This is a genomic window from Flavobacterium aquiphilum, assembly GCF_027111335.1.
Lineage (GTDB): Bacteria > Bacteroidota > Bacteroidia > Flavobacteriales > Flavobacteriaceae > Flavobacterium > Flavobacterium aquiphilum.
Genome location: NZ_CP114288.1, coordinates 903,338 through 921,284, shown reverse-complemented (window position 1 = coordinate 921,284; position 17,947 = coordinate 903,338). Strand labels below are relative to the sequence as shown.

Below are 17,947 nucleotides of genomic sequence, written 5' to 3'. Positions count from 1 at the left end.
CAATAAAGTAAATTTATTCCATAACAAACACTTTTACCTAATTAGCCGTTTTATCTTTATTGAATTCGTCGGTCTCCAAACGAATGGTTTTGTTTTCTGCGCTAGAATCAATAAGCGTGTTATGCAGACGTTCCGCCATCTTTTCAATGCTGGTGGAAATAGAGTCATTTACCAATTCCATCCTGTGATGTTTCTCTTCTTTAATCGCTTTTAAAATATCATCAACAAAAGACTTGTTATATTTCTCGGCAACAGAATCTCGGGTATTTGTCAACCTTACTACAGATTCATTACTAAACACAGTAACCTTGAAATGATGCTCTTCGTTACTTAAATAATATTTCCCGCCTAATTCATCACAATTGATATCAGTTGCATTAAGTTTCAGTAACTCTGTGATTATTCCAAATATATGGCTTTCAATATTGGAATATACTTTCGGATTTTTTTTAAAAAAACTAAACATAATAAATACATTTACGTTAAAAATTCCGTGAATCCTTTATTTTTTTAGTAGGCAATATTGAGCTAGATTGGGAAACGCTCTTTAAAAATCAGCATCTTTAAAACACTAATCGAATATAAATTTACAGCTTTTTTCCAGACATTAACAACTCTTTAATGTTAATAATATATTTTTACCAATAAATTGATTTTCAAAACACATCTACAAATATTCAACGAATTAAATGTTAATTATTTGATAATTAAAAATATTAGATACAAAAAACCCCGATACCTGCAGTTTTAAAAGTATCGGGGTTTTTCTATTGTGAAAATTACTTATTATTAGTAATTAAAATCTTTTCTGTTGTCTTTAATATCGGCATCTTCTCTTAAGGCTGGCAATACTCTGTTTACATCACCACCACTTTGAGCTTTCAATTTTGCAACGTTGTCAGCATAGCTTTTCAAAGCCGGTGCTTTTACAGTGCTAATGTTTTTCACAACATATACACCAGTAACACCTTCAATTGGAGCAGACATTTTATTTGCAGCCAATGCAAATGCATTACCAACTACTTTCGGCTCCTGACCAACACCACCTGTTAAAACTGGGTTCTCCAAAGTAACATTAGTAGCTTGTTGAACTGTTGAACCTGTAGCTTTTGCAATAGCTTCCAATGAACTTCCATTCATTTTAGCTTTCAAAATTTCAGCTTTTTTCTTGTTTTTAAGAATTTGCTCTACATAAGGTCTAGCTTGGTCAACTGGTACTAAACCAGAATTGTCAATCGCAGTAAGTTTTGCAATAACGTGTCCTAAATTAGCCACTTCAAATCTTTTTGTAGCACCTTCTTTAGTGTCTTTTTCAAAAGCCCATCTTACGATAGTTCTTTGATTTCCTAATGGACCAAAATTTTCATCCATCGCTCTAACTGAAACAGCTGGTGCAACTGTAAGAGCCATTTCTTTGGCAACTTTATTAAAATCTTTATCAGCAACCTGCATTTCGAATTTAGTTGCTTGTGTAAATACTTTATCAGAAGTAGCTTCTGAAGCTTCAATTTTTTGAGCCACAGTTGCTAAACGTACTCCGTCTTGTTTATCAGTAATTTTAATAATGTGGAATCCAAATGGAGTTTCTACCAATCCAACTTTTCCGATACCGTTGTTGAAAACGAAATCATTGAAAGGTTTTACCATTGCACCTTGTCCAAAATATCCTAAATCACCACCTTGTTGAGCAGAAGAATCATCAGAATTAGTGAAAGCCAACATCATGAAACTATCTGGATTTGCTTGTACTTGAGCCAAAATCTCTTCAGCTTTAGCTTTAGCTTCTTCCTTAGTTCTTTTCTCTCTTTTGTTTGGAACTTGTGTTCCTTCATAACTAATAAGGATATGACTTGCTTTTGCATTTACACCAGCTTTTTTACCCAAAGATTTAGAAATACAGTAGTATTTACCAAAAACATAAGGGCCATAAACTTCACCTGGAGCTAAGTTGAACAATTTATCAGAATCTACAGCAGGCAAATCTTTTTTGGCAACATACGAAGAATCGTAAGGAACATCAGAATTTGAATTTACAAACTCAGCAACATTTTTTGTGTTTTTAAAACCAGCTAAAGTATCATTTTTACCAGTAGCTTGGTTATAAACTACACTTCCTGACAACAATGAAGTCACTTTGTTTTTAACTTCAGTAATATCTTCCGGAGAAGCTTTATCTTCAATTAAAACATATTCCAATTTACGAGTTTCTTCAGATTTGAATTTTTTTGGACTTGCTTTCATATACTCCAAAATATCTGCATCAGAAACTTTCACTTCACTATCCTTAATAGTTGAAAACAAACCGGCAACATAAGCAAAGTTAACTTTGTTTGAAGCCATTTCGTAATTGAATTTCCCTTCGCTTTCTGTTGTATAAATACCTGCTTTAATCAAGGTATTGTACATTTGGAATTTCGCGTTCAATTCGGCACTTTTTTCTCTGTCTTTCAAATATTGTGCTTGCTCAGGATTTGATTTGAAATATTCTTTGAATTTTGCAATATCAAACATACCTGCCCCATTTAAGAACATTGGGTTTTTACCAATATTTGGATCTGCTTTAAGAACATCCATAATGTGTTTTTCTCCAGCTCTTAACCCCAATTTATCAAATTCGGCAGAAAGTAAAGCGATAGTCACTTCTTGCTCCCATACTTGTCTAGACGCTTCTGTAGCAGAAATCCCTTGTCCGCTTTTTTCCAAATTGCTGACTTTAACTCTAAAGTCTTCAAATGAAATATCCTTTCCATTGATACTTCCAACATCCTTTGAACTCTTACCAAAATTCCCTTTCGTAAAAAGGTCTTGTATGATAAATGAAAATAATGCCAGGGCAATAACCCCAATCATTATAGCGGAATGTTGTCTAATTTTTGATAAAACTGCCATTGTTTATTATGTTTATTTTAAAATTTTGTTTGCGAAAATACAATTATCTAATTAATAATTATAGAACTAGTGTTTTTTTTTTGATTTTTTTTGAGTTTCCAAAACAATATCAGTCTTTGATTGTCATTTTAACCAATTCAATCTTCTTATTTGTGGCTTCTTCAATGACAAAATGATAATTTTCGATCGTAAATTGATCACCTTTTTGAGGAATTTCTTTGGTGAAATTTACTATAAATCCACCTAGTGTTCCGTATGAATCACTTTCGGGAATTGACAGTTTATAGGTTTGATTTAAATACTCTACATCAAAACGGGCAGAGAATAGAAAAACGCCATCTTCCAACTCTTTTTCAATCAATTCTTCATCCAAATCATCGTGTTCATCTTCTATTTCGCCAAAAAGTTCTTCAACAATATCCTCAATGGTTAGAATTCCTGATGTCCCTCCGTATTCATCTAACACGACCGCAACGCTCTTTCTTTTTTTAGTCAATAAATCCATGGCGTCTTTTACATAAATCGTTTCCGGAATAAACTCCACTGGAATAACAATCTCTTCGATCGACAAAGGCTTTTTAAACAAATCAAAAGAATGGACATAACCGATAATATCGTCCAATGAATTTTGATAAATGACTATCTTAGAATAACCGGTCTCGATAAACAATTCTTTAAGATCCTCCACCGATTCACCAACTTCAACGGCTGCAATTTCAGTTCTCGGGGTCATAACATCACGGGCCTTTGTACCAGAAAAATCCAACGCATTTCTGAATATCTGTATTTCAGAATCCACTTCTTCATGCTCGTCAACCGTGCTCATTTGCTCGTTGATATAATTACCCAATTCCACTTTACTAAAATAAAGCTGCACCTGATCCCCTTCGGTTTTGAAAAATTTTTTCAAAACAAAATCAGAAATCCAAATCAAAAAAGTAGAAATAAAATAGAATAACTTATAAAAAAAATAAGCCGGAATGGCGAAAAATTTAATAACCGAATTGGCGTAAATCTGAAAAAAAACTTTCGGCAAAAACTCTGCGGTAATCAAAACAATGAAGGTAGAAATCACAGTTTGAATAAACAGGCTGGTCAAATCTGAAAAATGCAAATCAAGCCGCAAAATCCAACCCATTAACAGTTCACCCATGAAAAATCCGTAAACAACCAGTGCGATATTGTTTCCAATAAGCATTGCTGCAATAAATTTCGATGGCTTCTCGGTAAGTTTGGTCAGGGTTTTAGAGACAAAACTGTCTTGCTTTTTTTCTAACTCCAAATAAATTTTATTGGAGGAAATAAAAGCGATTTCCATTCCTGAAAAAAAAGCACATAGTATTAAACACAATATTATGATACTTATTTCCATAGTTTTTAGGGTTGTTTATTTCTGTCTTCAAATTTTTTAGAAAATCTCCTTCTAAAGAAAAACATAAAAATAGCAAGAGCCGCAATTATAAAACTCAACCAAGGAGTTTCGGCAGTATTTATTTTTGTATATCCATCATATAAAAAGAAGACTCCAAAAGCTAAATAAAGGTAAGAGGTATATTTTAAAAAATTCATGTTGTTGTTGTTTTTATTATTCCGAAGATTCGACTTCGCCTTCTATTCGTTGCGAATTCACCACTTTAAAGTCTTTGCTAAAGTCAATTCCTTGTCCCGTTGACCCTCCTTTAGCATCCGTCAATTTAAATTTTTTCTCAGTAAAAAACCATTGATTTTTTTGATCAAAATACAACTGTTCCGTTTCAAGCATCTGACCAGTTTCCGACGTTATTTTTACTTTTCCCTGCAAATCAATAATATTAGTCGGCTTATATGAAATCGCATAATTTGACCTGATAAAAGTTCTTTTCCCTTTATTGTCATAGATTGTCACGTCTACCCCTTTTGGAAATTCCGTGAATGCGAATTCTACATTCGCATAATCATACATTTTCGGACTTATCAATATGGATTTTATTTTTCCCGAATCGGTATATTTCAAATTTACATTGTCGGCATCACCACTGGGAACAAATTCCGAATAATCATTTTTTTGTACTTCCTTAAAATTATTCTCACAGCCCAAAACCATGCTAACAACAATAATTAGCAGAAAAAATGATAGAGTATATTTTTTGAAGAAAGCCATAACTTGACAAGTCAATTGATAAAAAGTATTTATTTGACTTATGATTACTCAATTTTATGTTGTCCAAACCATCTGTCATTAAGAGAGAAACTCACTGCAAAAGTAAAGTAATTTTCCTGAACCAAACCTTTTGCTGTTGTTCCTTTTTGTCCAAATTCCAAACCTAAATTAATATTAGAAACACCTCCCGGTATTGGCAATCCAAGACCTAATGATATTGCCTTATCGTCAATCTCTTCAGAATCAATAATAGTTCCTGTTTTTGTAAATCTCAAACCTCCTCTGTAAACCACTTTTTTATAATATTGAGAAAAAACATTAAAGTTTGGAACATAATACCCTCCTAAGCTGTAACTTGAATATTTCCCATAAGTAGCTTTACTTGATGCATTGTATTCATTTGCTAAGTCCCCGACATTTTGAAAAGTCATTTGGGTTCCTATCATCCATTTCTTTGTTTGCCCTGCACCAAAACCAAATGATATTTTGTCCGAAATTGTCAAATCTTTTCTAATTTGCTTTGAATCCGATGGATCGATAATCGCTACATCAAAATTAGAATTATAGTTTACTGTAGAAATGGTTTTGGTATTCGAAGAAGATAATTTACTTTGAGGAGTATAGGTCAAACCACTGTAAAAGTTTACTTTTTTGTAAATTTTATGTCGGTACATTACACCAAAATTAGCTGCGAAACCGTTCAAATCAGCTTTATTTTCCTCTTGGGTTCCGATTGGCACTCCAGTAAGATATTCCAAGTTCGTGTTATTGATTCTTCCAAAATTATACTGTATATCGGCACCAACCAATAAATTAGGAATAATTGTGTATCCCACTGAAAAGAAAGCTTTATTCAAACCTCCTGTTCCTTTCATAACATTATTTGTACCATCCGGTTCCGAACTCGTAGACTGAATATGATAACCTACCGAAGTATAAGGCAACAATCCAAATCCCACACCAATCTTTCCAAATGGCAAAGAAACGGCCAAATAATCCAGAGCTGTTCTTTTTGCATCTCCGCTATTTGAATCTGACTTTAAATTAGTAGCAGTATAATTTCCTCCCATTGTAAAAGTGGTAAATCTTACAGCGGCAAAACTAGCAGGGTTCAAAATATTAATATGGAGACTGTCTTGCTCAATGTTTAACCCTCCCATAGAACGATTTTCAAGATTTCCTTTAAATCGGGATTCACCAAGTCCAAAAAAGGAATAAGGAGAAGCAGATCCACTTTGTGCGTTAGACATCAGCGAAAAAAAGAAACATGCAATAACACTAATTTTTTTAATCATTTCCTATTTTATATTGAAAAATTCGATTCAAACTCTCTAAAAGAAAATTTGAATTGGCAAATATGGTATTTTTTAATCGTTTAGCCAAAAATTCTGAGTCACCACCCGTTAAAATTATGATAAAGTTTGTATGTTTAGACTTATATTCATCGACAAAACCGCTAATCTCATAGACCAATCCATTTACAATTCCTGAATGAATAGCTTCTGCGGTCGAATCCCCTACAAAGTGCTTTGGATTATTAACTTGCAGCAAAGGTAGCTTTTCGGTAAAATTATGCAAGGATTCATATCGCAAACGCAAGCCTGGAGAAATGGCTCCTCCGTGATACACATCATTTTCATCCACAAAATCATAAGTCACGCAAGTTCCAGCATCAATAATTAATCGATTTTGGCCTTTAAACTGTAAAGTTGCCCCAGCTGCCAAGACCATTCTGTCAATACCTAATGTTTTTGGGGTAGCATAATTATTAACAAAAGGAAAGGCGTCTTCATGAGAAATAAACCATACATCAAGCTCATTTTTAAAGTTCAAAAACAAATCTTTATCGGCTTTTCCAACTGAAGCCACGACCAAATGCGTAATTTTTGGATATTTTTTCAAAATAATTTCAATTTTTTTTTGAATTTCATCTCTAGAAAAAACGAATAGCTCCAAGGAGTTATCCTTCTCAAAAACAGCGCCTTTAATTCTTGAATTCCCAACATCAATAGTTAAAACCATGGTTTCATTTTTAGAAACGCTAAGGTACAAATAGATTTTTTTTAAAAAAATGTATTGTTTAAATTAAAAAAGATTCTATATTTGCACCCGCAAACAAGTTCACAGACTCGCTGTTGAAAGTGACAAGCTGAAACGAAAAGCACGGTACCTTAGCTCAGATGGTAGAGCAATGGACTGAAAATCCATGTGTCCCTGGTTCGATCCCTGGAGGTACCACGAAACCCACTCAACCGAGTGGGTTTTTTGTTTATAATCCATTTCCATTTGGATTTTTAGGGGATCAAGGATCTTGCGCAAAAAGTTGAGGATTAAGCAAAAATATTAGATAATCTAAACAAAAAAAATATACTCCATCAGTTACAATTCTATTTTTTTTCGAATCCAAAAATTAGACTTTCCAGCTACAAATACCTACAAAAACACTTTATTTTTATAAAATTTTTCGTATAAATATTGTAATTTCATCCCGTCAAACTTACATTTTTAGGAATCCAAATATTTTTTTCAGAAAAATAGGTATCTTTAGTATCAGTATATTGCGACAAAATTTGTCATTTTTTTAGTGATTCCCATTTATTTAAGCAAAATATAATGAAATCAGGCAATTCATTAACTCCTTTATATTCGATACCTTCACTATTAAGGTCTACTCCAATTGCAATTTTTGTGATTGCGGCATTATATATTTTACTTGTCAAAATAAGTTTTTTAGTAACAATTGATCCTGGAACTGTGAGTCCTGTTTTTATTGCTTCAGGATTTGCTTTTGCATCGGTATTGATTTTGGGTCACAAAGCACTTATCGGCGTCTGGATTGGCTCTCTTTATTCAAATACTTTTATCCATGTAAATATTCTAAATCTCAATAAAGAACATTTTCTAACTTACATCCCAATAGGTATCTTTATTTCGATTGGCACAACAATAGCAGCAATTACAGGCACAAGTATAGTGTTACGCTTATGCAAAAAAGAAGATCCTTTGAACAATGGTCGAAGTGTACTAATACTTCTTATTTTAGGATCAATCTCCTATTCTACAATAACTTCATTAACAGGAGTAATCAGTTTGATCGTTGAAGGCTCAGTACCTATCGAACAATTTTGGTACACCTACAAAACATGGTGGCTTGGGGATGCAATCGGAATAATTTTAATTACGCCTTTAATATTGTCTTGGTTTTTAAAGGACTCGTTTAAAAGAAATAATTTCAACTTCTTCGAATTAACATTCTATGGATTACTATCTATTGTGGTTTACTTATTAGTTTTTTTTCAATACAACGACTTAAAATACCTCATCTTCCCTCTATTGTTTTGGTCTGCTTATCGATTTCCAATTCAAATCACAACACTAATCATCTTAATTATTTCATTATTTGCGATAATAACAACAACTCAGGGAATAGGACCTTTCAACGAAGGACACATGAACGATTCTATTTTATTTTTGGATCTATTTCTTAGCACAATAAGCATTTGCAGTCTTTTTTTATCAGGAATTATTGCCGAACGAAAAAAAGCCGAAGATTCAATTATAGCAAGTGAAAACAATCTTCGTAAAAATCAAATTCTACTCGAATCTACACTTGAAAGTCCAAAAAACTTCAGTATCTATTCCATTGGTCGAAATTATGAATATCTAAGTTTTAACCACCAGCACAGCCGTAACATGAAAATCTTGTTTGGCGCTAACATTGCTTTGGGTATGAAATTACAGGATTGCAATATCAAAAAGGAAGATTTAGATGAAGCAGTGGAAGTATTAAACAAGGCATTTTTAGGAGAAAACACAACTACCGTAAAACATTTTGACTCCAACAATAGCCATTGGGAATTTAAGACCAGCCCAATTGCAAGCAAAAACGACGGTATTATTGGTGCCACGGTTATTTCGACAGATATTACCAAAAAAATAAAAGATGAAGAAGCTTTAAAAAGAAGCGAAGAAAAATACCGAAATATATTTGAAACTGTTCAGGACGTAATTTTCCAAACTGATATCAACGGAATTTTTATTGATCTAAGTCCGTCAATAAAAGATTTTTGCGGATATACCGCAGAAGAATTGATTGGAAAACCGACCTATTTTTTACAACCCGATGACGAAAAAAGTGACGAAGTAATCAAACTCGTAAATGAACATTCTGTTTTGTATTATTACGAAAGAGTGATTAAAAAAAAATCTGGATCATTAAAACACATTTCCCTAAGCGCCAAAATGATTTTTGACAATGAAGGAAATAAACATCATATAAACGCAATCGCAAGGGACATTACCCAAAGAAAAGAAAACGAAAATGAAATTGCTTATCAAAACCAGAAATTACAAATTCAGAATAAAGAATTAGAGCAATTTGCCTATATCACCTCACATGATTTACAAGAACCTTTAGTTACCCTAAAATATTTCTCAGAACTCATCAAAACGGAATTCCAAAAAGAAATTAACGAAAACATCAATCAGTATCTTAACTTCATTTTGGAATCCTCCGACAGAATGCAAAAACTGGTCAAAGGTTTATTGGACTACTCCCGAATCGGAAACCAAATTGAGCTAGAAGAAATCAATTGTAACGAAATTGTAAATGACGCCATTTCATCTTTATCAGAAATTATAGAAGAGACAAATTGTAAAATTACAATCGAAGATTTACCCAAACTAAAAGGCTATTCAATAGAATTGACCGAATTGTTTCAACATTTAATATCCAATGCCATAAAATTCAGGAAGAAAGAAGCCCCTCCAATCATTAAAATTAATGCAAAATTAATAGATGAAAATTGGCAATTTACTGTTGAAGACAATGGTATAGGAATTGACGAGCGCGACAAAGAAAAAGCCTTTGTCATTTTTAAACGCCTTAATAACCGGGAAGATTATCCGGGAACAGGAATTGGACTAGCTATTTGTAAAAAAATAATAGCCTTGCACGGAGGAAACATTTGGATTAAATCCACATTGGGAGCAGGCACCAGTATTCATTTTACTATACCTATTAAAAAATAAAACTAAAAGAGAATTTTCAAAAAATTAAAGACATACTAATCTCAAAAAAAATGAAAAAATTAAATTCTGTTTTACTAATTGATGATGATATGGCAACCAATTTCATCAGCAAAATGATAATCAAAAAAGCTGGAATTACAGACCATATTGAAACCGTTTTGAATGGAAAACAAGCATTAGACTACTTAACAAATAGTGGTCAATACCAAAAAGAGGATAACATATTTCCACAACCTATGCTCATTTTACTGGATATCAATATGCCGGTAATGGATGGATGGGAATTTGCCGAAGCTTTTGAAAAATTGGACGAAAACCAAAAAGGCCATATAATAATTGTCATGCTTACCAGCTCGCTAAACCCTGATGACAGAGAAAAAGCTTCAAATTTTAAAGCAATTTCAGGTTTTCAAAACAAAGCACTTACCCTCGAAGGATTGACTTCGATTATGAATACGTTTTTTCCAGAATAATTAAAATAATATATATTCTTACGGTTACCAAAAAAACTTTTCATGCTAATTTATTAAAAAAACAGAAAAAAAGTCCTTTTATAACGTCATGTACGTTTTTTTAACAAATAAATATTTTTTATTGGTCATTGTTAATTTTTTTATATATTTATCCAATAATCGGAAAATTAGGCGTTTTGTCGATTATTTAGAGCCTGTACAAATAAAAATTTGTTTGATAAAAGATAAAATATGACCCCCGTTTTACTTATTCAACTACGAAACATTATAACTTCGCCATTAATTTCAATATTTTGTAAAAAATTTGAAGAAAACGATCAACTATTGAGAAAATCTATAGATACGAGTATTTGTACTGTTCTCATTGGCCTCGAAAATATAATGGACAACTCCACTTTATTTGACAAAATTATAGAATCGATAACCTTCACCGAATTTTACAAAACCACAGAATTTGAAAACGGTAAAATTTCCTCGATAAATTACTCATTTGAACACGAAGGTTTTAATCCTCTCAATGCAATTTTTTCTTCCAAAAAAGGACGCATATCCGAAATGATCTCAAATGAAATTGGCATCAAAAGTGATACTGCGGGAGCCATCTTAAATTTTGCTGTCATGCTAATATTATCGCATTTTGCAAATGAAAAACAAAAAGCGGCAATTATTCAAGACGATTTAAATTCGCAAAAAAAATTAATCTTAAATAATGTCCCTGAAGGCATTCGGGTACTTTTGGGATATTCAAATTTTGAATATAACGATGCTTACTCCGACTCCAACACCTTAGTGAAAACCAGCTCAAAAACACACTTTTTTAGTAAAATTTTTAAGCTCTAACTCAAAAAAAATCCCTTTGCATCTTAAGGACGAAAGGGATCTAAAAATATTTTCTAAAGATTATGCATTCTTCAAATTGATAATCTCTTGATCTGTAAGAACTCTCCAATTACCTCGCGGTAAGTTTTTCTTTGTCAAACCGGCAAATGCAACACGGTCAATTTTAAGCACATCATATTTGAAATTTTCAAATATCGAACGTACAACTTTAATATTGGCAGACCTTATTTTAATTCCGATTTCACTTTTTGCCTCTCCTTCAATATAACTTACTTCCTCAACATGAACTCGGTGTCCTTCCAACACAAGTCCTTTTGCAATCTTTTCCAAATCCTCAAATTTTAAATTTTTATCTAAGGAAACTTGGTATATTTTGGGTGATTTTTGATTCGGCAACGTAAACTTACGGATCATATCGGTATCATTGGTAAACACCAACAATCCTGTAGTGTTTTTGTCCATTCTACCAATTGGAGCTATTTTCGAAGTCGTTGACCCTTTTACCAATTCCAATACATTTCTATACTCCTGACCTTCATCCAAAGCTGTAGTGAAATTTTTAGGTTTATTCAACAAGATATACACTTTTTTCTCAGGCGTAATAACTGTCCCGTCAAAATTAACGACATCTCCCGGTTTTACCAGATAACCCATTTCAGTAACCGAAACACCATTCACTTTCACATTCCCTGACTGAATATAAATATCCGCATCACGTCTGGAACAAACCCCCGAATTTGCGATGTATTTGTTCAAACGAATCTCGTCTTTCGCCTTAGCTCTTTTTGGAGCCTGATCCGGCTTTCTCTCTACTTTATTCGTGGCAGTATCTGGGAACTTAGTATTTGGTTTTGCTTTTTTAGGCCCCTGTGCTCTTTTTGGCAACGCAGGTTTAGACTTGTTAAGACCCGGTCTTGAACCAGTTGGTCTAGCACCGCTTCTCTTATTATTGCCTCCTTTATTCTCCATAATATTCTAAAATTTGATGCAAAGATAGTATTTATATGTTGGGAAACGATTTTTAACAATTGTATTAATTATTTTTTAGGAGCAGGAACATTTTGCTTTCTATCAACATAGGTCCCGCTGTCCGCAGTATCTTTTATGTTGAACCCCAACATAAAAGGATACTTGCTCCCATCGTGGCTAAGGCTCAACATTTTGTTTTCATAAATAATCAAACTCCGATTAATGTCTTAAATCTTCAACAATAAATTTTTTCCGTGCCACAAAACGCTCGGGTTGATCAAGACAATACAAAATACCCCGGCAACAATTAGAAATTTCAAAACATTATGCAACAAAACATACTTTTCCTTTGTTTCCCATTTCCATAAATACAGTAGGAAAAAAATCATAATTATGAATCCAAAATAAAAGTAAATATCCATATAACCAACATCATAAACATTGATTAAAAAATAAACCGGAACAATTGTGAGAATCGCCAATCCGGTAATAATTTTTTTAGAAACTTTTTCTCCGTAAATAATCGGGATAGTTTTGTAATCACTGGCAAAATCACCTTTTAGATTTTCCAGGTCTTTTATCATTTCCCTTATAAGTATTAACAAAAAAACAAATGCTCCATGAGAAAGTATAACAGCAAGCTTACCACTATTACTTTCGATTTCATACAATGGCATTTTTAAATAATAATAAAGGAGTATCCCAAAAAAAGGCAATATTGCCAGAAAGGCGGCCATAAGATTTCCCACGATAGGATACTTTTTTATTTTATGAGAATAAAACCAAATCAGGAAAATATAAGCCGAAAAGAATAAAACTGCTCTGAAAGAAACAAAAAACGCAATTAAAGCCACAAAGAAATTAAGCCCGAAATAGACTTTCAATTTGGTGTTTTGACTCACCAATCGATCTAATTGAGATTTATTAGGCTTATTAATCAAATCTTTTTTACTATCATAAAAACTATTGATAATATAACCTGAAGCAATAGCCAAACTAGATGCCAATACAATTATAAAAAGCTGAAAATCCAATAATACCGACAAAGCCCTTTTCTCAGGAGCCAATATAAAAATCGCAGATAAGTATTGAGCCAAAGCAATAATAGGAATATTATAACCTCTAACCACTGAGAACAAACTCACAATCTTTAACACAAATAGTTTTTGCTGTCTGCTTAACATGGAGTTTGTTTGGGGTTTATGTGTAATGCCAATAAAAGCGTTCGTTTTAAATAAAATTAAAATTGATAAACAACTTCCAATTTAAAATCCTTCAATGACTCTTTTGCCTTTTCCAAATCTTGAGTGAATCCAAGTATATAACCACCACCGCCTGATCCGCACAGTTTCAGATAATAGTCATTTGACTCTATACCTTCTTGCCAAATGCCATGAAATTGCTCAGGAATCATCGGCTTGAAATTATTCAGTACCACTTTTGATAATTTTTTGGTGTTTTCAAATAATGATTTCATGTCGCCGCCCAAAAAATTCTCCACACAGGCATCCGTATATTTTACAAATTGGTTTTTCAGCATCGCACGAAACCCTTTGTCTTTAAGGTTTTCCATAAAAATATTAACCATTGGAGCTGTTTCCCCAACGATTCCAGAATCCAATAAAAACACTGCTCCTTTTCCGTCAAAGCTTTGGGTAGGAATTCCTGTTGCTTCAATATTGTCTTTGGAATTAATTAAAATTGGTATGCTCAAATAACTATTCAAAGGATCAAGTCCGGAACTTTTCCCATGGAAAAAACTCTCCATTTGAGAAAAAATTGTTTTTAGAGTCAATAACTTTTCACGTGTCAAATTCTCTAAAACAGTAATTTTATCTTGGGCATATTTGTCATAAATAGCAGCCACCAAAGCACCGCTGCTTCCCACTCCGTATCCTTGCGGAATGCTGGAATCAAAATACATTCCCGTCTCCACATCATTATTTAAAGTCACCAAATCAAAAGTCACCAAGTTTGGCTGATCTTTTTGCAATTGCTCCAAATAAGCTACAAATCGTTTCAAATGCCCATTAGACTGAATCGCTTCATCTGAAGGATTTTCACTTTTCTTTAAAGCTCCATTGTAAAAATTGTAAGGTATTGACAATCCCTTTGAATCGCGAATAATTCCGTACTCTCCAAAGAGTAATATTTTTGAGTAAAATAAAGGTCCTTTCATTTGAGGATATTTATTGATTTTAATTCCAATTTGACATTGGGAATTATTGTGTTTTTTTAATTTTTGATGGATTTTGTCTAGTGTCAAACAAAGAAACCACAACGATATACTTATTGTTAAAATGATAAAACAAAGAAGATTGCCTACTGACAACTGCTTTTCTGATTTTTTTATTCACAGTAGAAACCGGAAATAATTCAGGATTTTTAACAATCTGAATCATAATCGAATTAATCTTATTGGCAAATTTCCTTTTTGTTTTTTCGTTCCATTTTATTTCCAAATACTCCAAAATAGTTTGAATTTCGGTTTGAGCCCTAGAAGTAATTACTACTTCCCTTTTCATCATTATAAATAGGGCTTTATAAAATCTTCAAAAGACATAAATTCACCATTTTCAAATTGTAGCATTGATTCGTTTATGGTTTCTTTTTGCTCTTCTGACAATTCCTCCCAAAAATCTTTTTTTTCAGATTTAAAAATATTTTTAATAGCCTCAATTATTGAAACATCGTTGGTCTCTTCCAACTTTTTCATTAATTCCGCTTTTTCAAATTGTATGTCCATGATTCCTTAATTAAAGTTAATCATTTATTCAAAAATCGATTTCATCTCCACGATTTTCATAATGTATCCCTAAATTAATCACTTCCTTCTGTTCGGGTGTTAATTCGTTCCAAATGCCTCTTTCTTTTCTTTCAAAGATGGCTTTGAGTTTTTTAAGAAGATGCGCATCATTGGTTTTTGTTATCTTCTTGATTAGTTCTAGTTTTTCCGCATTTAAGTCCATAATTACAAACAATTTAGAATTAAAGATACGAAAAAAAAGTGTCAATTTGATAAAGCCCCGTTTCCAATTTCGTCGCAAAGATACTGACCATTTTGGCAATAGCCAACTAATTCTGCCTTAATAAATTGCAATACGTTTTCTTTGAACTCATTTGGATACAAAACATGCACATTTGCTCCCGCATCTAAAGTGAAACAAACCGGAATTTTAGTCTCGTTTCTAAACTTCCAAATCGCATTGATAATCTGCAACGTATTCGGTTTCATCAAAATAAAATACGGCAAAGAAGTCATCATCATCGCATGTAGTGTCAAAGCCTCGCTTTCCACAATTTTGATAAATTCCTCCAAATCACCATTTTTGAAAACCGGAATCAATTTATCCAAATTTTCATGCGCTTGGGCAAAACGCCTTTCGGCAAATGGGTGGTTGTGCATCAAATCATGGCCAACCGTGCTCGAAACCTGTTTTTCTCCCTTGTCAACCAATAAAATTGTGTCCTGAAAATTATTGAAAACAGGATGAATTTCATACGGATATTCAACTCCATACAAATCGGTGCTTCTTTTTATATTCGACTGATTTCCCCAAACCACCACTTGACCTTTCACGCTTCGGCAGGCACTTCCCGAACCTAATCGTGCCAAAAACGAAGCTTTACTCAGAAAATATTCTTCGGTCATTGCTGGATTTAGGGCTTTTTCCAAACTCATAAAATTCATCGCCAACGCCGCCATTCCCGAAGCAGACGAAGCGATTCCTGAACTGTGCGGAAAGGTGTTTTGTGTATCGATTGTAAAATGATAATCTTTCAGAAACGGGAGATATACCTCAACTCTTTCCAAAAATTTTTGAATTTTGGGTTTGAAGTCTTCCTTGGGTTTTCCTTCGAATAATAAATCGAAAGAGAAATTGCCGTCGTTTTGTTTTTTGGCAAAAGCCAAAGAAGTGATCGTTTTACAATTGTTCAACGTAAAACTGACGGACGGATTTGCGGGAATCTGCTTGTCTTTTTTTCCCCAATATTTCACCAAGGCAATGTTACTGGGAGCACTCCAGGAAAAACTTCCCCGATCTATGGTGTTATTATATTTTGATGGGATAAAATCGGCAATTTCTAACATAAATAGTAATTTTCGGCAAAGATACTTTTTTTGGATAATCCTTATAAAGTTTTTAAGTAATTTTGGCTTTGCTAAAATCAAAAGAAATGAATAAGATTACCCGAATATTATCTATTGTTGTCACTTGTCTAGTTGTTGGTTATTTCTCCGGAATAGTTACCCGTTCGGCGATAACAACTTGGTATCCCACTTTGACAAAACCGAGTTTTAACCCGCCCAATTGGGTTTTTGCGCCGGTTTGGAGTATGCTTTATATCATGATGGGAATCGCTGCCGGGTTGGTTTGGGACCGAATCGACTTTGAAAAAGAATCCGTTAAAAAAGCATTGCAGTTTTTCGCCATTCAATTGGCGCTAAACGCCTTGTGGTCGTATTTGTTTTTTGGGCTAAAAAACCCAATGTTGGCCGGATTGGAAATAATTATACTATGGTTGATGGTTTATGAAACCTATGTCCAATTTGCCAAAATCAACAAAATTTCAGGCTATTTGTTTGTTCCTTATTTACTTTGGATTTCTTTTGCGGCTGTTTTAAACGGAAGTATTTGGTGGTTGAATAGGTAATCAGCATGTATTTTAACCAAAAAAATTACTTTAAAACTGGTAGATTTTTAAACTCTTTATTTTTCGCCATCAAAAAATCCATCATACTAAGTTTGTTATGATTAGTAATTAGACTTTTAGATTTAGGATCTGCATCACAAAATTGAAGAAAGAGATCAATTTCATCCGATTTTAATTTTAAAGTCTCCAGATAAAATTTTTCTTCGCAGATATTTTTTGCTAATTCGGCAAATTCAATTTTTGGGAGAGCTTCCTTTTCTTCTTTTTCTTCGCCTTTGCCAAACAGACCTACAATCATTTTCCCAATTCTCATAAAATCGATTCCATTCTCAATGCTACCGTCATAAACTCCAGTTTTTGGTGTATTGGATTTTCTATCTAATGTTATCGCATCATTTTTTTGCTGTTCCCATTTTTTATCAAGTCCAATTTTAACAGGTGCTATTTTTTTTACCACTACCTCATCTAATTCTTCCGGTTTTTTGAACATGATAATATCCAAATTGTTTTGCTCAATTTGGTCTGGCCTAAGTTTTATTTCTTTCGATTGAAATTCCTTAGCATAAAAAATAAGATTATCATAAGCCTTCGCTTCAATTATAAATTCTCCTTTTTCATTTGTGATAGTTGATTTTTTGGATGTTTTATTGATTACATCCACTTTTTGAAGCAAAAAACCTTCAGAAGAAACTTTTCCTTTAATAGTTTTATCTATTTGTGAAATACTAAGTTGACTTGTAAGCAAAAATAAAACAAAGGGTAATTTTACTTTCATATATGTAGGATTATTTTGAAAGTAAATTTATCTCAATAGTCCATAAGAAAAACTTAGAATTAACGTAAATTTTTGTTAATTAAACATTTAATCATAGCATTAATAACAATTACAACGAAAACAATTGCATTTATCAATTTGAATAATATTCGTACATTCGATTTTGCAAAGATC

Annotated in this window: 19 protein-coding genes and 1 tRNA gene; 5 read left to right on the top strand and 15 right to left on the bottom strand. The window is 32.9% G+C overall.

Translation table 11 applies throughout. The annotated features are described in order from the left end of the window. Window positions 1-37: 37 nt before the first annotated feature. The 7 genes from OZP12_RS03830 to OZP12_RS03800 form a co-directional block, all read right to left on the bottom strand. Complete coding sequence (locus OZP12_RS03830; RefSeq protein ID WP_281227726.1) at window positions 38-466, bottom strand: hypothetical protein; 429 nt, start codon at window positions 464-466, stop codon at window positions 38-40. A 323-nt stretch (window positions 467-789) separates the two neighbouring features. After that, window positions 790-2,889 (bottom strand): peptidylprolyl isomerase, encoded by a 2,100-nt coding sequence (locus OZP12_RS03825; protein WP_281227725.1) that lies wholly within the window; start codon window positions 2,887-2,889, stop codon window positions 790-792. Between the two features lie 109 nt (window positions 2,890-2,998). Beyond that, window positions 2,999-4,261, bottom strand: coding sequence for a hemolysin family protein (locus OZP12_RS03820; RefSeq protein WP_281227724.1), 1,263 nt, complete (start codon window positions 4,259-4,261; stop codon window positions 2,999-3,001). 5 nt (window positions 4,262-4,266) lie between these two features. Next, the gene (locus tag OZP12_RS03815; RefSeq protein WP_281227723.1) at window positions 4,267-4,458 is read right to left on the bottom strand and encodes a hypothetical protein; all 192 of its coding nucleotides are present in this window, start codon (window positions 4,456-4,458) and stop codon (window positions 4,267-4,269) included. Window positions 4,459-4,474: 16 nt separating this feature from the next. Next, the gene (lptC, locus tag OZP12_RS03810; protein ID WP_281227722.1) at window positions 4,475-5,029 is read right to left on the bottom strand and encodes an LPS export ABC transporter periplasmic protein LptC; all 555 of its coding nucleotides are present in this window, start codon (window positions 5,027-5,029) and stop codon (window positions 4,475-4,477) included. Between the two features lie 44 nt (window positions 5,030-5,073). Continuing rightward, window positions 5,074-6,324 (bottom strand): BamG family beta-barrel-assembly machinery protein, encoded by a 1,251-nt coding sequence (bamG, locus tag OZP12_RS03805; RefSeq protein ID WP_281227721.1) that lies wholly within the window; start codon window positions 6,322-6,324, stop codon window positions 5,074-5,076. Further along, window positions 6,317-7,051 carry a type III pantothenate kinase gene (locus tag OZP12_RS03800; protein ID WP_281227720.1) on the bottom strand — a complete coding sequence of 245 codons (735 nt, stop codon included), beginning with the start codon at window positions 7,049-7,051 and terminating at the stop codon, window positions 6,317-6,319. Before OZP12_RS03800 ends, bamG begins: the two co-directional genes overlap by 8 nt. 143 nt (window positions 7,052-7,194) lie before the next feature. On the opposite strand from OZP12_RS03800, the gene OZP12_RS03795 reads away from it, so the two are divergent. From OZP12_RS03795 to OZP12_RS03780, 4 genes are all read left to right on the top strand, one after another. Further along, window positions 7,195-7,267 (top strand) — tRNA-Phe (locus OZP12_RS03795). Window positions 7,268-7,642: 375 nt separating this feature from the next. Beyond that, window positions 7,643-10,060, top strand: a complete 2,418-nt coding sequence (locus OZP12_RS03790; protein ID WP_281227719.1) for an MASE1 domain-containing protein — start codon at window positions 7,643-7,645, stop codon at window positions 10,058-10,060. Between the two features lie 50 nt (window positions 10,061-10,110). Next, on the top strand, window positions 10,111-10,533 hold the full coding sequence (locus OZP12_RS03785) for a response regulator (RefSeq protein ID WP_281227718.1): 423 nt from the start codon (window positions 10,111-10,113) through the stop codon (window positions 10,531-10,533). A gap of 381 nt (window positions 10,534-10,914) precedes the next feature. Beyond that, window positions 10,915-11,373: a hypothetical protein gene (locus tag OZP12_RS03780; RefSeq protein WP_281227717.1), complete on the top strand. Its 459-nt coding sequence runs from the start codon at window positions 10,915-10,917 to the stop codon at window positions 11,371-11,373. Between the two features lie 60 nt (window positions 11,374-11,433). On the opposite strand, the gene OZP12_RS03775 is transcribed toward OZP12_RS03780, so the two are convergent. The 7 genes from OZP12_RS03775 to OZP12_RS03745 form a co-directional block, all read right to left on the bottom strand. Continuing rightward, window positions 11,434-12,342 carry a pseudouridine synthase gene (locus OZP12_RS03775; RefSeq protein WP_281227716.1) on the bottom strand — a complete coding sequence of 303 codons (909 nt, stop codon included), beginning with the start codon at window positions 12,340-12,342 and terminating at the stop codon, window positions 11,434-11,436. A gap of 227 nt (window positions 12,343-12,569) precedes the next feature. Then, window positions 12,570-13,526, bottom strand: a complete 957-nt coding sequence (locus OZP12_RS03770) for a geranylgeranylglycerol-phosphate geranylgeranyltransferase (protein ID WP_281227715.1) — start codon at window positions 13,524-13,526, stop codon at window positions 12,570-12,572. A gap of 56 nt (window positions 13,527-13,582) precedes the next feature. Then, window positions 13,583-14,521, bottom strand: a complete 939-nt coding sequence (locus OZP12_RS03765; protein WP_281227714.1) for a mevalonate kinase family protein — start codon at window positions 14,519-14,521, stop codon at window positions 13,583-13,585. A 43-nt stretch (window positions 14,522-14,564) separates the two neighbouring features. Continuing rightward, window positions 14,565-14,870 carry a type II toxin-antitoxin system RelE/ParE family toxin gene (locus tag OZP12_RS03760; protein ID WP_281227713.1) on the bottom strand — a complete coding sequence of 102 codons (306 nt, stop codon included), beginning with the start codon at window positions 14,868-14,870 and terminating at the stop codon, window positions 14,565-14,567. Further along, window positions 14,870-15,088 carry a hypothetical protein gene (locus tag OZP12_RS03755; protein WP_281227712.1) on the bottom strand — a complete coding sequence of 73 codons (219 nt, stop codon included), beginning with the start codon at window positions 15,086-15,088 and terminating at the stop codon, window positions 14,870-14,872. Before OZP12_RS03755 ends, OZP12_RS03760 begins: the two co-directional genes overlap by 1 nt. Window positions 15,089-15,116: 28 nt before the next feature. Continuing rightward, the gene (locus OZP12_RS03750; protein WP_281227711.1) at window positions 15,117-15,311 is read right to left on the bottom strand and encodes a hypothetical protein; all 195 of its coding nucleotides are present in this window, start codon (window positions 15,309-15,311) and stop codon (window positions 15,117-15,119) included. Between the two features lie 41 nt (window positions 15,312-15,352). Then, window positions 15,353-16,435, bottom strand: coding sequence for a diphosphomevalonate decarboxylase (locus OZP12_RS03745; RefSeq protein WP_281227710.1), 1,083 nt, complete (start codon window positions 16,433-16,435; stop codon window positions 15,353-15,355). Window positions 16,436-16,521: 86 nt separating this feature from the next. On the opposite strand from OZP12_RS03745, the gene OZP12_RS03740 reads away from it, so the two are divergent. Continuing rightward, complete coding sequence (locus OZP12_RS03740; RefSeq protein WP_281227709.1) at window positions 16,522-16,998, top strand: TspO/MBR family protein; 477 nt, start codon at window positions 16,522-16,524, stop codon at window positions 16,996-16,998. A 25-nt stretch (window positions 16,999-17,023) separates the two neighbouring features. On the opposite strand, the gene bamP is transcribed toward OZP12_RS03740, so the two are convergent. Continuing rightward, a complete protein-coding gene (gene bamP, locus OZP12_RS03735; RefSeq protein ID WP_281227708.1) occupies window positions 17,024-17,773 on the bottom strand; it encodes a BamP family beta-barrel-assembly machinery protein in 750 nt (249 codons plus the stop codon). Window positions 17,774-17,947 lie beyond the last annotated feature (174 nt).